15 protein-coding genes are annotated in these 15,772 nt (G+C 36.1%); 1 reads left to right on the top strand and 14 read right to left on the bottom strand.

The features are described 5' to 3' along the window. Position 1 precedes the first annotated feature (1 nt). The 9 genes from RMR09_RS00690 to RMR09_RS00650 form a co-directional block, all read right to left on the bottom strand. On the bottom strand, positions 2–355 hold the full coding sequence (locus tag RMR09_RS00690; RefSeq protein WP_310593911.1) for a four helix bundle protein: 354 nt from the start codon (positions 353–355) through the stop codon (positions 2–4). 75 nt (positions 356–430) lie between these two features. After that, the gene (locus tag RMR09_RS00685) at positions 431–1,408 is read right to left on the bottom strand and encodes a homocysteine S-methyltransferase family protein (RefSeq protein WP_310593910.1); all 978 of its coding nucleotides are present in this window, start codon (positions 1,406–1,408) and stop codon (positions 431–433) included. A gap of 299 nt (positions 1,409–1,707) precedes the next feature. Next, positions 1,708–2,760 carry an NAD(P)/FAD-dependent oxidoreductase gene (locus RMR09_RS00680; protein WP_310593909.1) on the bottom strand — a complete coding sequence of 351 codons (1,053 nt, stop codon included), beginning with the start codon at positions 2,758–2,760 and terminating at the stop codon, positions 1,708–1,710. 106 nt (positions 2,761–2,866) lie between these two features. Further along, entirely contained in the window at positions 2,867–3,451 is a 585-nt protein-coding gene (locus tag RMR09_RS00675) for a bifunctional precorrin-2 dehydrogenase/sirohydrochlorin ferrochelatase (RefSeq protein WP_310593908.1), read from the bottom strand. Between the two features lie 35 nt (positions 3,452–3,486). Continuing rightward, positions 3,487–4,308 (bottom strand): uroporphyrinogen-III C-methyltransferase, encoded by an 822-nt coding sequence (gene cobA, locus RMR09_RS00670; protein WP_310593907.1) that lies wholly within the window; start codon positions 4,306–4,308, stop codon positions 3,487–3,489. Next, positions 4,301–6,391, bottom strand: a complete 2,091-nt coding sequence (locus tag RMR09_RS00665; protein ID WP_310593906.1) for a nitrite/sulfite reductase — start codon at positions 6,389–6,391, stop codon at positions 4,301–4,303. The genes cobA and RMR09_RS00665 overlap by 8 nt, the downstream gene beginning before the upstream one ends. A 16-nt stretch (positions 6,392–6,407) precedes the next feature. Further along, complete coding sequence (locus tag RMR09_RS00660; RefSeq protein WP_310593905.1) at positions 6,408–7,652, bottom strand: GTP-binding protein; 1,245 nt, start codon at positions 7,650–7,652, stop codon at positions 6,408–6,410. A gap of 112 nt (positions 7,653–7,764) precedes the next feature. After that, the gene (gene cysD / locus RMR09_RS00655) at positions 7,765–8,664 is read right to left on the bottom strand and encodes a sulfate adenylyltransferase subunit CysD (RefSeq protein WP_310593904.1); all 900 of its coding nucleotides are present in this window, start codon (positions 8,662–8,664) and stop codon (positions 7,765–7,767) included. 43 nt (positions 8,665–8,707) lie between these two features. Beyond that, positions 8,708–9,409, bottom strand: a complete 702-nt coding sequence (locus RMR09_RS00650; RefSeq protein ID WP_310593903.1) for a phosphoadenylyl-sulfate reductase — start codon at positions 9,407–9,409, stop codon at positions 8,708–8,710. A gap of 194 nt (positions 9,410–9,603) precedes the next feature. Between RMR09_RS00650 and RMR09_RS00645 the strand changes: the two genes are divergently transcribed. After that, positions 9,604–10,386 (top strand): sulfite exporter TauE/SafE family protein, encoded by a 783-nt coding sequence (locus RMR09_RS00645; protein WP_310593902.1) that lies wholly within the window; start codon positions 9,604–9,606, stop codon positions 10,384–10,386. Positions 10,387–10,455: 69 nt separating this feature from the next. Here RMR09_RS00645 and RMR09_RS00640 read toward each other — a convergent pair whose 3' ends face one another. The 5 genes from RMR09_RS00640 to thrA form a co-directional block, all read right to left on the bottom strand. Then, positions 10,456–10,866, bottom strand: coding sequence for an Rrf2 family transcriptional regulator (locus RMR09_RS00640; RefSeq protein WP_310593901.1), 411 nt, complete (start codon positions 10,864–10,866; stop codon positions 10,456–10,458). Positions 10,867–10,901: 35 nt separating this feature from the next. After that, on the bottom strand, positions 10,902–11,618 hold the full coding sequence (locus RMR09_RS00635; protein ID WP_310593900.1) for a hypothetical protein: 717 nt from the start codon (positions 11,616–11,618) through the stop codon (positions 10,902–10,904). Between the two features lie 61 nt (positions 11,619–11,679). After that, positions 11,680–12,852, bottom strand: coding sequence for an aminotransferase class I/II-fold pyridoxal phosphate-dependent enzyme (locus RMR09_RS00630; RefSeq protein WP_310593899.1), 1,173 nt, complete (start codon positions 12,850–12,852; stop codon positions 11,680–11,682). 15 nt (positions 12,853–12,867) lie between these two features. Continuing rightward, on the bottom strand, positions 12,868–13,299 hold the full coding sequence (locus RMR09_RS00625) for an OsmC family protein (protein WP_310593898.1): 432 nt from the start codon (positions 13,297–13,299) through the stop codon (positions 12,868–12,870). Between the two features lie 48 nt (positions 13,300–13,347). After that, complete coding sequence (gene thrA / locus RMR09_RS00620; protein WP_310593897.1) at positions 13,348–15,759, bottom strand: bifunctional aspartate kinase/homoserine dehydrogenase I; 2,412 nt, start codon at positions 15,757–15,759, stop codon at positions 13,348–13,350. Positions 15,760–15,772: the final 13 nt, after the last annotated feature.

The following is a 15,772-nucleotide window of genomic DNA, read 5'->3' as shown; positions in this document are numbered from 1 at the left end:
ATTATAATTTTTTGTAATAATTGATAAATCCATTTAACAATTTCTTACTTGTTTGAATTTGATTAAAAATAACGGTAAAATTATTTTCATCAATATATTTTTGATCCAATGCTAAATAACATTGCGTTTCTAACTCATACAGAGACCCTCTTGAAATATGTAAAAAGTTAATCGTGTCTTTCGCTGTTTGACGTCCGCATCCTTCAGCAATATTAGACGGAACTGAAACAGCACATCTTCTCATTTGATTCACTAACCCAAAAATTTCTTCTTTAGGAAAAACTTTAGTAGCATCATAAATCAAATTGGCTAGTTTCCTAGTTTCAACCCAAACATCTAATTTTACATATTCCATTTTTTTGTTGTTGGTTATTTGTTGTTGGTTGTTAGATTGGCAATCCATAAACTATCAACCAGTAACTATCAACTTTTAAGTCACCCTAGGTTTAAACTCTCTCGCTACATCGGCTATTGCTTTGATGTGTTCTGGAGTCGTTCCACAACAACCTCCAATGATATTGATTAAATTATCTTGCAAATACTCTCGAATCAACGCTTGCATTTCTTCTGGAGTTTGATCGTAATGTCCGAAGGCATTAGGCAAACCTGCATTAGGATGAGCTGAAATATTCAATTGTGTATTCATAGACAAACGTTTCAAATACGGCTTCAATTGGTCAGCTCCTAAAGCACAATTGAATCCAACACTCAATAACGGAATGTGAGAAATCGAAATTAAGAAAGCCTCAACCGTTTGACCAGAAAGTGTTCTTCCTGAAGCATCGGTAATCGTTCCTGAAACCATTACTGGCATGTCTATTTTGCGTTCTTCTTTTACTTCTTCGATAGCAAAAAGTGCTGCTTTGGCATTCAAGGTGTCAAAAATAGTTTCCACTAACAACACATCACAACCTCCGTCAATTAAGGCTTCTACTTGTTGTTTGTAAGCTACTCGCAAGTCGTCAAAAGTCACGGCACGATAGCCTGGATCGTTTACGTCTGGTGACATCGAAGCCGTTCTATTGGTTGGTCCAATCGAACCAGCTACAAATCGAGGACGGTCTGTGAATTCGTCAGCTACTTCACGGGCAATTTTAGCCGATTGATAGTTCAACTCATACACTAAATCTTCCAAATGATAATCGGCCATACCAATAGTGGTTCCTGAAAACGTATTAGTTTCTACAATGTCAGCTCCCGCTTGAAAATACAAACGGTGTACTTGTTTTACCGCTTCGGGTTGAGTGATAGAAAGTAAATCGTTGTTTCCTTTTAGTGGATGTGGAAAATCTTTGAAACGGTCGCCACGAAAATCTTCTTCAGAGAAATTGTTGCGTTGCAACATGGTTCCCATAGCGCCGTCTAGGACTAAGATTCTTTCTTTTATGGCTTGTTGAATTTTTGACATATTATTTATTTTGGCCGTAAAGGCACTCCATCAAACTGGTTTTGTTATTTATTTTTTTAGCAGAAAATCACTTTTCTCCCCTTTAGCCCTGATGGAAGCGACATCCTTTTATTCTGGATTTCAGAATAAAAGATACAGCGTACAGCAGGAAAAAATCTTGGCAAAAATACGCCATTCCTTTGCTTTAAAAAAATATTATATGCTATCCTTTTAAAAAATTAGAATTGGAATAGTACCCAATACACAAAAAGCGCTACCACTCGAAAGTAATAGCGCTTTGTATTGTGATGCAAAAGTTTTTACACGATCGCTTTTACTACTGCTTTTGGCGCTTCTTTACGAGTTCCATCAAATCCATCTACTCCTGAAACGGTAGTGTATTTCAATACATAACGTTTCCCTGGATTGATGATTTGGTAAGCTGCTTGACACATCAAAGTGGCTTCGTGGAAACCACAAAGAATCAGTTTCAATTTCCCTGGATAGGTATTCACGTCACCAATAGCGAAAATTCCAGGAATGTTCGTTTGATAATCCAAAGAGTTATTTACTTTGATGGCATTTTTTTCGATTTCCAATCCCCAATCTCCGATTGGGCCTAATTTTGGTGTCAAACCAAAAAGCGGAATAAAATAATCGGTTTCGATAGTTCTTTGCGCTCCGTCTTCGTCAATTACAATGGATTCTACGTGGTTAGTTCCATTAACTCCAACTACTTCAGCAGGAGTAATCATTCGGATTTTACCTTCATTCTTCAACTCTTGTACTTTTTCTACTGAATCCAAAGCGCCTCTAAATTCATTTCTTCTGTGGATCAAAGTAACTTCTGAAGCGACATCAGCCAAGAAAATACTCCAGTCCAAAGCCGAGTCTCCACCACCTGCAATAACCACTCTTTTGTTTCTGAATTCTTCTGGATTTTTGATGAAGTATTTTACCCCTTTATCTTCGTAATATTCGATATTTTCAATCAATGGTTTACGAGGTTCAAAGCTTCCTAAACCACCCGCAATGGCAACCACTGGCGTGTGAAATTGTGTTCCAGCATTAGAGGTTACAATAAACGTTCCGTCTTCCTGTTTTACAATAGTTTCAGCGCGCTCCCCAAGAGTAAATCCTGGTTCGAATTGTTTGATTTGCTCCATCAAATTATCTACTAAATCGCCTGCTAACACTTCCGGGAATCCTGGAATATCGTAGATTGGTTTTTTTGGATATAATTCTGAAAGTTGCCCACCTGGTTGTGGTAAGGCATCAAGAACATGACATTTTAATTTTAATAATCCCGCTTCGAATACGGCAAATAAACCTGTTGGGCCTGCTCCAATTATAAGTATGTCTGTTTTAATCATTCTCTTTATTTTTATTCTTTTATAATTATGCTTCTCTTTATCTTATGCAAATGAACAAATGATTTTAGTTTGTAAAGGTAACATTTATCACTTTTTCACCTTACTACTATTTCTTGTTTTTCAAGGCATCAGTGATTTCATTCATCTTTTGCACTTTTTCTTCAAAATTTCCTTTCAAGGTCTTTCGATATTCATTCAAGTTTTCGACCATTTTATTGATGTCGTCTGGAATTATTTCTTCAAAAAACTCTCGCAATCGCTTAGCTGTTGTAGGGGATTTTCCATTGGTTGAAATGGCAATTTTTACATTTCCTTTGGTTACAATACCTCCTAAATAATAATCACACAATTGAGGTGTATCAGCAATATTGCAAATCAAATGGCGCTTGCGACACAAGTCAAATACTCTTTTATTCACCTTCAAATCATCGGTACAAGCAATTACCAAATGGCGTTTGCGAAGCATCCAGCGATTGAATTTCTTAGTTGTTAACTTTACCGAAGGATGTTGGGCAACCAAAGCCTCCAATTCCGGAAGAAATCGTGGTGCTACTACTTCCACATTGGCATTCGGACTCGATTTCAACATGAAAGATAACTTTTCTAAACCTACATTTCCGCCACCCACAATCAACACATTCAATTGATGTAGTTTTAAAAATACAGGATATAGTTCGTTTCTTTCTTCCATAACTCTTTTTTGGCTTTCGCCAAATGAACGTTTTATTATCTTTTTTCTATCAAATAGTCGTGATAGAAATCTTTTAGTTTATTGCTTTCTCTGACCACTTCTCCAATGACAATAATAGCTGGCGAACTTAATTTCTTTTCTGCTACTACTTCTTGAATGGTATCAATTGTCCCAACTCCTATTTTTTCTTTTGGAGTCGTTCCATTTTGAATAATGGCAACAGGAGTCGCTCCTTTTAATTCGTTTTGAAACAAACTCACAATTTGAGCCAATTTGCTCATTCCCATCAAAATCACTACTGTTGCTGATGACTGAGCAGCTAGAGCCACATCATTTGACAATTTTCTATCTGAAGTAGTTCCTGTAATTACCCAAAAACTTTCTGAGACCCCTCGCTTGGTCAATGAAATTCCTTGATAAGCCGGTACAGCTACCGAAGAGGAAATCCCAGGCACTACTGCTGTTGGAATTCCGAAACTTTCTACAAAATCAATTTCTTCGCTTCCACGTCCAAAGATAAAAGGATCTCCTCCTTTTAATCGAACCACATGTCCGTAAGTTAAGGCATTGTCCACAATCAATTGATTGATTTCGTCTTGCGAATACGCGTGGCAACCTTTTCTTTTTCCCACAAAAATTTTGATTGACTTTTTGGGTGCATAGGTCAATATTTCTTCGTTGGCCAAGGCATCATACAAAACCACCTGAGCTTCTGCTAAGGCATTGGCTCCTTTGATAGTTAGCAAGTCTGGATCGCCTGGACCCGCACCTACTAAAGTTACTTTGGGTTGAGCCCCACCCCAACCCTCCCCAAAAGGGAGGGAGGAAGCATGGATGAAATTTATATTTTTATGCATCAGCTAAATCTTTTTCTCTATAGGTTTCAATGGTTGCGAAAAATGCAATTGCTTGTTCTAAATACTGTTTTGCAAATACTTCCGATGGTTCGTTGTCTTTAATTTGGTACACCAAATCTTTGAAAGCAGTTGCTAATTGAATTTTATTGGTCTCTACAAAAACCGTATCAAATAAATCGATGATTCCTGCGTGGTGGTTTGTTTTTTGTTTTTCGGCAAGCAATAACGCTTTGGCTGCATTGACAAATCCTGCATAAGTCAAGTAAATAGAATCCGACCATTTTTGATCGTCAACAGCCTCTTGAGAGAAGGTTAATTTGTCTTTCGCTTCTACCAATAAAGTTGCCACTAAGTCAATTACTACTCCCGCACATTCACCAACACCCACAGCTTTTACGTAGTTGTCTGCATTTCCCCAATCCACAAAATCAGCTTCTGTCAAATTAGTTACATCTGCCAAAGGTTTTAAAAATTCGTAAAAATATTTTTCTCCTTTTGCATCATAATACTCCAAGAACGATTGTCCGTTTGCATTGGCTTCAAAATCATTTAAGATCAAACGCAAGGCTTCAGGTCCTCTTCTACTTGGAATTTTAATTACTTTATCAGAAAAACGACCTTGACCATTTCCTAAGTTACCTCCACCCAACAATACTTGAAGGGCTGGCGCTACTAATTTTCCAGAATTGATGGACATTCCTTGGAAACCAATTTCTGCCATATTATGTTGTCCACAAGCATTCATACAACCACTGATTTTAATCGTGATTTCTTGATTGTTGCTGTATTGTGGGTATTCTGTAGCTAAAACGCGTTCTAACTCTACTGCAATTCCTGTACTACTTGCGATTCCTAAATTACAAGTATCGGTACCTGGACAAGCCGTCACGTCATTGATGGTATTGTATCCTAAAGTAACAAAATCCAACTTGGCTAATTCTTGGTAAAAGAACGGCAAGTTTTCTTCTTTAATGTTGCGAATCAAAATGTCTTGACGCAAAGTAAAACGCAATTCGTTAGCACCATAATTTTTAATCAAATCAGCCAAAGCTCTTGCTTTATCCGTATAAAAATCACCTAAAGCTACTTTGATTCCGATAGCCACATAACCCGCTTGTTTCTGAGCGATTACGTTTGATTTTTTCCAAGCTTCAAAAGCTGCAACATCTTCGATAGTTACTTTTGGAGCAGCGACTAATGGTTCTGGAATTGGACCATCAAAAGCTGTAGTATCTATTTCAACAGTTTGATATGACAAGGCTTTTTTCTCTTCTTCTACCAATCGTAAAAATTCGTCTTTACCAATTTCTTTTATTAAGAATTTCATACGGGCTTTCAAACGTTTGGCTCTTTCGCCATAACGATCAAAAATACGCAACACCCCTTCTGTCATCGGAATGATTTGGTTGACTGGAACAAAGTCTGAAAGTAATTCGGCATGACTCGGTTGAGACCCTAATCCACCACCTAATAGCACTTTGAATCCGCGTTGCCCATTAACAATTTTCGGAATGAATCCTAAATCGTGTAAGTAGCTCAAAGCAGTATCTTTATCTGAGGAAGAAAAGGACATTTTAAATTTACGCCCCATTTCTTGACACACAGGATTTCTCAAGAAAAATTGAAACAAAGCGTGCGCATAAGGCGACACATCAAAAGGTTCTTCTGGGTCAATTCCTGCATTTTCACTCGCTGTAATATTTCTAACGGTATTTCCACACGCTTCTCTCAGCGTGATATCGTCTTTTTCCAAATTAGCCCAAAGCTCAGGTGTTCTATCCAAACTTACGTAGTGAATTTGAATGTCCTGTCGAGTCGTAATATGCAAACGTCCTGTCGAATATTCGTCAGACACTTTAGTAATACGCACTAATTGTTCGCTACTCACTTTACCAAAAGGCAATTTGATACGAATCATTTGTACCCCTTCTTGACGCTGACCGTACACTCCTCTAGCCAAACGAAGGCTACGAAAACGTTCGTCATCGATTTTTCCTTCTTTGAATAATCGAATTTTTCTTTCTAAATCGATGATGTCTTTTTGGACAATCGGATTTTCTATTTCGGTTCTAAAACTTTCCATTTTTTTGGACTTTTATTTAATTTATAAAACCAACTCCCGCTGTCGTGTTGGTATTGGAGTCAATTAAAATAAACGCTCCATTTGATTTGTTATCATTGTACTTATCAAAATACAAGGCCTTGCTTAATTTGATAGTTACTTCTCCAATTTCGTTAATCGCTAATTGCGAAGCCGGTGTAGCACCTGAATAATCTGTCGCTATTACATTTTTGATGGCGTCAATTTTAGCCAATATTCGGTTGGTATTGTGTTGTACCAAATACTTCGTTCCAGGAACTAATTTTTTACTGTCCATCCAGCAAATCGTCGCATTAATATCTTTTTCTACTTGAGGTAATTCATCTGATTTTACAATCATATCCCCTCGAGTTACATTGATGTCGTTTTCTAATTCCAATACAATAGACGAACCCGCTTTAGCTTCATCAAATTGTTGGTCAAAAAAGTGGATTTTTGATACTTTAGATTCGGTTAAAGAAGGTAAAACCGTCACAGCATCTCCCACTTGGATTGAGTTGCCGTACAATTTTCCAGCATATCCTCTAAAATCATGGTATTCTTCGGTTTTTGGACGAATCACTGTTTGCACAGGAAAACGCATTTTACCAGTTTCAAACACATCTTCAGGAGTTAAATCTTCTAAATGCTCTAAAACAGTTTGTCCTTTATACCAAGGCATATTTTCAGATTTATCGGCTACATTTCCACCGTTAATAGCACTCAACGGAATATAACTTACATTTTGTTCTTTAAACGAACTTTTAGCATTTAAAGCTTGGAAGTCGGCTTTGATTTTATTAAAAACGTCTTCTGAATAATCCACCAAGTCCATTTTGTTTACTGCAACAATGACCTCTTTAACACGCAATAAATTATTGATGAAAAAGTGGCGGTAGGTTTGCTCAATTACTCCTTTACGAGCATCAATCAAAATGATCGACACTTGCGAAGTCGAAGCTCCTGTTACCATATTACGAGTGTATTCTACGTGACCAGGAGTATCGGCAATGATGTAACTTTTCTTAGCCGTTGAAAAATAAATATGCGCTACATCAATCGTAATTCCTTGCTCTCTCTCGGCAACCAAACCATCCGTAGCCAAAGAAAAATCAAGATAATCGTATCCTTTTTGTTTACTACTTTTTTCTATTGCTTCGATTTTGTCCGTAGTTAATGATTTCGTATCATACAATAATCTCCCGATCAAAGTACTCTTTCCATCATCTACACTTCCTGCTGTTGCTATTTTTAAAACTTCCATAAGCCCCTCCCCAGCCCTCCCCAAAAGGGAGGGAGCTGAGTTTTGATTTTAAATTAATATTTTTTTTATTTTGTTTGTCGCACCTTCATTCCCCCTTCGGGGGTTAGGGGGCTTAAAAGTATCCTTGTTGTTTTCTTTTCTCCATGGCAGCTTCTGAACGCTTGTCGTCAATTCTCGCTCCTCTTTCTGAAATGGTTGACGAACGAATTTCTCCCACTACTTCTTGAATAGTTGCTGCATACGATTCGACAGCTGCTGTACAACTCATATCTCCTACTGTTCTAAAACGAACAATTCGTTCTTCAATTGCTTCGTCTTCTTCTTGGTATACAAATGGCGAATGTGACCAAATCAATCCATCTCTCAAAAATACTTTTCGTTTGTGTGAAAAATAAATCGATGGAATTTCGATTTGTTCTTGTTCGATATAACTCCAAACATCCAGCTCAGTCCAGTTAGAAATTGGAAAAACACGCACGTTTTGACCAATTTCTATTTTTCCGTTCAACAAATCGAATAATTCAGGGCGTTGGTTTTTCTCATCCCATTGACCAAAATCATCACGAACTGAAAAAATACGTTCTTTTGCTCTTGCTTTTTCTTCATCTCTTCGCGCTCCACCAATACAAGCATCAAACTTGAATTCTTCTATAGCATCCAAAAGTGTAGTCGTTTGCAAACTATTTCTACTCGAATATTTTCCAGATTCTTCTACTACTTTTCCTTGATCAATAGCATCTTGTACGTTACGAACGATTAACTCCAATCCTAATTCAGCCACCAATTTATCTCTAAATTCAATCGTTTCAGGAAAATTATGACCTGTATCTACGTGCAACAATGGGAAAGGAATTTTAGCCGGGAAAAAGGCTTTTTGCGCCAAACGCACCAAGGTAATCGAATCTTTTCCACCTGAAAAAAGCAATACTGGTTTCTCAAATTGAGAAATTACTTCTCTAAAAATGTATATCGCTTCGCTTTCTAAAGCATTTGTTTTAACTATTGAACTCATTATTTATATTTAAAGATTAAATGATTGAAAAATCATTTATAATTTATTTTTGGTGTAACCCACATTCTTTATGACTCGATTCCCACGACCATCTTCCTGCTCTAATATCTTCTCCTGGAAGTATGGCACGAGTACAAGGCGCACAACCGATACTTACAAAACCTTTCTTGTGCAAGGTATTCTGTGGTACATTATTTTTTTCTAAATAGGCTTCTACTTCTTGTAAAGTCCATTTCAACAACGGATTGAATTTGATAATATCAAAATGCGCATCGTATTCAAAGAAATTCAAATCACTTCTATTCTCTGACTGCTCTGCTCTTAATCCTGTAATCCAAATAGCATTCCCTTTTAAGGCCTTAGTTAAAGGCGCTACTTTTCGGATGAAACAACATTCTTTTCTATTTTCTACCGAATCGTAAAAGCTATTCGGTCCTTTTTGATTCAACAAAGCTTCTACTGCAGTTGTATCAGGAAAAAAAGTCTTGATTTCTGTTTTGTATTTTTTCAATGTTTTATGAAACACATCATAGGTTTCTTGAAATAAACGCCCTGTATCCAAAGTAAAAACAGTAATTGGCAATTGATTTTGACCGATAAAATCAGTAATCACCTGATCTTCTTGCCCAAAAGAAGTAGAGAAAACCACTTGATTTGGATATTCTTTTGCCAAAAAAGCCAAAGTCTCCTCAATAGAGAAATCTTTTGTTATATCTAATAAAACTTGTACTGTAGCTATGCTCATTGTAATTTCTTATTAAAAATCCATTACCCTATCGGGCTTGTAGATTATTTTGCAAAAATACTACCTTATTTATAAATACCAAAATATTATTTTGACTTTTTGTATCAAAAAAACAAACACATATAAATTTTTTAAATTCTATTTAATCCATAGGATTTAGATAAATAATTTTTACTTTTGCCAAAAAATTATTCATGGATTTTCAAATAGGATTTGTAGTAGCTGGTCTAGTAGTAGGATTTGTTGTTGGATTAACTGGTGTTGGAGGCGGATCATTAATGACGCCAATATTATTGTGGTTTGGTATTCCACCCACTACAGCTGTTGGAACTGATTTACTGTATGCTGCGTTTACCAAAATGGGAGGCATTTTTGTACACCACAAGAAAAAAAATATAAATTGGGCAATTACTGGCTGGTTATCGCTAGGGAGTGTTCCTGCTGCCTTACTTACCTTATGGATATTGAAAAGCATTAAAACCGATATATCCGCTATTAATAGTGTCATTAAATTCAGCTTAGGGTGGGCGCTTCTTTTCACCTCAGTTGCGATTATTTTTAAACAAAAAATCTTAGTTTTTTCTCAAAAACACGCCGGAGATAAGTTTCATACCGAAAGTACTACTCAAAATATGCTAACTATTGCCATCGGTGTAATGCTAGGTGCTACAGTAACTTTAACTTCTATTGGAGCAGGTGCTTTAGGAACCGTAACCCTGTTTTTTCTTTATCCACTACTTCCAACACCTCGTTTGGTTGGTACCGAAATAGCACATGCAGTACCTTTAACTTTGGTAGCTGGAATTGGCCATGCTTCTATGGGGAATTTAGATTTAACTTTATTAGGTCAGTTGTTGATGGGGTCACTACCTGGTATCTTCATCGGAAGTTTATTGAGTGGAAAAGTACCTGACTTATTGCTTAGAAATGCCATAGCCATCATGCTATTCTTTGTAGGATACAAATTGGTGTTTTAATTTCTAAAACACATATAAAAAAAACGACCATTTAAATAAAATGGTCGTTTTTTTTATGAATGAAACTCACTAAAAAGAAATATCTGCGAGGGTGTTATTTTCCAATATCATCAGTGTGTTATCGCGGACTTCAGTCATTAATTTGTGTACTGAACAACTCGCTTCGTCCACACAATCATCACATTTTTCATAAAAATTGTGACTTACACAAGGTAGTAATGCAATGGGGCCCTCTAAAATACGGTAGACATGCGCCATATTGATGTCTTTGGGATCTTTAATTAAATAATATCCACCCCCTTTTCCTTTTTTGGCGCCCAAAAAACCCGAATGACGCAACAATAACAAAATACTTTCCAAAAACTTAATCGAAATATTTTCACTCTTAGCTATCTCAGCAATTTGCACAGGCGTTTGATTCTCTTGGCGCGCCAAGAAAGTCAATGCTTTAATTCCGTATTTTGTCTTTTTAGAGAGCATTATTTAAATTTGAAGTTACTTATAGTGTTTTATACTTATGAAATCCATGTTCTTTGGATTTTATCAACTACCCATTTAGCATCCTTTTTTTTGATAAAAATAATAAAACCTCTTCCACATCTACCACAATAACTAAACCCAGCTTCTAATATTCCTGATCTTCTCTGTTTGTCAAATTGAATTCTTGACAAATACAAAACTCCTGAAAAAACAAAGTCATATTTTAAATCATATATTTCATTACGAAATTTTTCTTTAGGAAACTCCGAAAGATTTTTCAATTTAAAATTATTATGTAGTTTAAGTTTTTCGTAATCAAACCTGTATGCTTTTATTGTATCATCATCTTCAATGTAAGTCTCTAGAAACGGATATTTTTTTTCTAAATTATTATTATTTGAAAAACGAAAATCTCCTTTTTTAAGAAATGGATCAAAAGCAATAACTACCTTAGACGTATCTTTCTCTATTCTTTCCCTATCCTTCTTCCATTTTCGGTACTCAATTAATTGAACTTTTGTTGCTTTAGTAGAATCTTCAGAAACGTGTCCTTCTTTATCTGTAACATATACTCCCAACATAGGAGGGGGAAGCATTTTTCTACTATCAACACAAATCGAATCAACCAAGCTTGGGAAAATTTCAGTCATAACGGCTTTCTCAAATTCAAATTCAACTGTCTTCTTCTTCTCACAACTTGAAATTGAAATAAGTAAAATTAAAAAAAATATTATTTCTCGAAATTTTCTCATATATATTGTATTAAAAACTAAATCTCATCTATCGTAAATCCAATATCGTACATCGTAAATTCTAAGACAAGGCTTGTTCCAAATCAGCAATGACATCAGCAACAGTCTCTAGACCTACAGAAACACGTACCAATCCATCAGTAATACTCACAGCCAAACGCTCCTCAACGGATAATTTACTATGAGTGGTGGATGCTGGATGCGTAACAATCGTTCTAGTATCTCCTAAATTAGGTGACAAAGAACATAATTTTATTTTATCCAAAAACGCTCTTCCTGCTTCGATACCGCCTTTGATTTCGAAAGCTACAATATTGCCTCCTAATTTCATTTGTTTTTGCGCAATCGCATACTGTGGATGTGATTTTAAAAACGGATATTTTACTTTATTAACTTGAGGGTGATTTTCTAAAAACTCGGCCACTTTCAACGCATTTTCGCAATGTTTTTCTAAACGAACTGCCAATGTTTCCAAGCTTTTCGATAATACCCAAGCATTAAAAGGAGATAAAGTAGGTCCTGTTAAACGAGAAAAAAGATAAATGTCTTTAATCAAATCAGCTCTACCCACTGTGATTCCACCTAAAACACGTCCTTGACCATCCATCAATTTAGTAGCTGAATGTACTACCAAATCCGCTCCCCATTTAATAGGTTGTTGCAAATAAGGCGTTGCAAAACAGTTGTCGATAATCAAAATCAAATTGTGTTTTTTAGCAATTTTTCCAAGCAATTCCAAATCGATAATATCAACTGCAGGATTCGTTGGCGATTCGGCAAATAAAATCTTAGTATTGGGTTGAATACAACTCTCAATTGTTTCAGGTTGTGAAAGATCAAAGTAGGTCGTTTCGATATTCCATTTTGGAAAATAGTTTACAAACAAGGAATGTGTTGCTCCAAAAACACTACTAGCAGAAACAATATGATCTCCCGATTTCAATAAAGCCGCAAAAGTAGAATACACGGCTGCCATGCCCGAAGCAAAAGCAAAACCCGTTTCGGCACCTTCCATTTGACACACCTTATTGATAAATTCAATCGTATTGGGATTGCTGTATCGGCTGTAAATATTACGCTCTTTCTCATCTGCAAAAGAAGCACGCATATCTTCGGCATCTTCAAAGACAAAACTAGAAGTTAAGTACAAAGGCACCGAATGCTCTAAGTATTGTGTTCTTTCTAATTGACCGCGTATTGCTTGAGTTTCAAAACCAAAATCTTGTTCGTTCATTGTAGTTGTATTTATTTAATTCGCTAATTCCACTCCATTCAACACTACTTTGTACAAAATGGTAGCGGTTGGTTCCAAGGTTTTGGAAACAGAACAGTATTTTTCAAAAGATAATTTAGCTGCTCTAGCTGCTTTGTCTTCATTAATTGGTCCTTCTAAAAAGAACACCACGTGAATTGTTTTGAAAGGATTTGCCTCTCCAACTGTTACGCGTTCTCCTTCTACCTCAGCTTTAAAAGAGGTGATTTCTTGACGTTGCTTTTTCAGAATCGAAATCATATCAATTCCGCTACATCCTGCTACCCCCATCAAAACCAATTCCATTGGACTTGGTCCCATATCGTTCCCCCCAAAGGCAGGACGAGCATCCACATTGACAAGGTGTCCTCTATCATTTTTCATTTGAAAATGAAAGTTCTCATTTACTCTTTCTAATGTTATTTTCATTTGCTTTGTTTGTATAAATCGTAAATCAAAAATCGTAATTCTGAAATCTTATCCTTTATCCGACAATCTCAAAATATCTCCAAAAACACCCCTTGCCGTTACTGCCGAACCTGCTCCTGCTCCTTGAATTACAATAGGTCTATCGCCATACGATTCGGTATAAATTTCGAAGAACGAGTCTGAACCTTTCAATCCACCTAATGCGGTATCTGAAGGAACTGAAACTAGTTTTACTTCTAAATTCCCCTTATCACTTTGTAAATCTCCGGACAATTCGCCGATGTATCTCAAAACGTGATTCGGTTGTTGATCTTCTTTTATTTTGGCATAAACGGCATCAAATTCTTTCAATTTAGTCAAAAATTCGGATGCACTTCCTTCACGCAAATGTTCCGGAATTAAATTCTGAATAGCAATTTCTTCAAATTCGTTTTGCAAATCCAATTCACGGGCCAAAATTAACAATTTTCTACCAACATCATTTCCACACAAATCTTCTCTTGGATCGGGTTCTGTGTAACCATTGTCAATAGCTTCTTTCAAGATTTCACTAAACGGAACGTCTTTGGCTGAAAAATTATTGAACAAATAACTCAAAGTCCCTGAAAATACCCCTTTAATTTTAGTAATATTTTCTCCTGAAAGGTGCAATAATTTGATGGTATCAATCAATGGCAAACCAGCACCTACATTGGTTTCATACAAATAGGTTTTTTGATTGTCGGCCAAGACTTTGCGAAGTTTTTTGTAAAAACTATAGCTCAACGTATTCGCTACTTTGTTGGACGAAATCAAATCAAAACTACTTTCAATCAATGGAATATAATTCTCCACAAAAGTAGCACTAGCTGTATTATCAATAGCAATTATGTTTTCCAAATGGTTTTCATTGGCATAATCAATCACATCTTGAATTGAATATAATGTGCCTTTGTTTTGGATTTCATTTTTCCAGTTGGGAGTCACCCCATTTTTGTTCAGCAATACATTTTTAGAATTGGCGATAGCAAAAATATTCAACTTCACATCTTTCCTTTTCTCGATGGCTGTAGCCGATTCTAGAATTTGGTTAATCAACGTTCCGCCTACTAAACCATGTCCAAATATGGCAATATTGATTTTTTTCGAAACCCCAAAAATCTCTCCGTGAATAACATTCAAGGCACGATTCAATTCTGATTTTTTCACCACCAAACTCACGTTTTTACCCGTAACGGTGTTGTTGAACAAAATCGGAACAATTTTATTTTTGATCAAAGCCGTATAAGGCTTGTGAAAAGTACTCAGATCTTGGCCGATGATAGAAATCACCGATACATTATCAGTCACCGAAATTTTATTCACATCTTTAGAATAGAAATCATTTTCGAATTCTTTTTCTAACTGAATCATTGCAGTAGTTGCTTTATCAGCATCTACCACCAAACCAATTCCTCTTTCTGAAGAACCTTGCGAAATAATACTAACACTAATATCATTATCACCCATCACTTTGAAAATTCGGGCATCAACTCCCGTTTTTCCTAGCAATCCGCGTCCTTCTAAATTCACCAAGGCCACGTTCTCCAATACTGAAAGTGTTTTAATCCCTTCTTTACTCGCTGTAGAACGAATTAAGGTTCCTTTGTTTTCGTGATTGAACGTATTTAAAATTCGAAGCGGAATGTTTTTCTCTAATAGAGGAATAATTGTTTTAGCGTGTAAAATGGTAGCTCCAAAATTAGCCAACTCATTTGCCTCATTAAAAGTCAGATAATCAATTTTTTTTGCATCAGGAACTAAATCAGGATTGGCAGTGTAAATACCGTCAACGTGAGTATAGTTCTGTAATTCCTCTGCATTCAAATAATTAGCAATTAACGAAGCCGTATAATTACTTCCATTTCTACCTAAAGTAGTCGTCACATTTTTAGCATTCGAAGCAATGAAACCCGTTACAATATTCACTGCATCCTCATTTTCTTTGAAATACTGTACCACATTTTTCTTAGAAGCTTGTTCAATGGGTTGTGCATCGCCAAATTTCGAATCGGTTTTAATCAATTCTCTACTGTCAGCAAAACGGGCATTTACGCCATTTTTAATCAAAATTGAAGTAAGCAATTTGGCAGAAAGCACTTCGCCAATCGACAAAATTTGATCTTTAATTTTACTGCTGTAATCTCCAATTAAGCTTACGCCTTCAAATAATTTTTCTAGAACGGTAAATTCTTCCGACAAGTCAACATCCTCCAAACCATTTTGTTGTTCCAATTTGAATTGTTCTAACAATGGCTTGTAACTTTCATTTTTAGACGCAATTGATAATAGTTCTTCCAATTCATCCGTAGCATTGCCACGTGCCGAAACGACCACGGCTATTTTCTCGCCCTGATTTACTTTGTCTAAAATAATTGCAACTACTTTATCTAATCCTTCTCCGTTAGATAATGACTTTCCTCCAAATTTTAAAATCTTCATAGTATCTGTTTTA

The sequence above is a fragment of the Flavobacterium sp. genome (assembly GCF_031537875.1).
Lineage (GTDB): Bacteria > Bacteroidota > Bacteroidia > Flavobacteriales > Flavobacteriaceae > Flavobacterium.
This window is presented reverse-complemented; position numbering and strand designations above follow the sequence as displayed.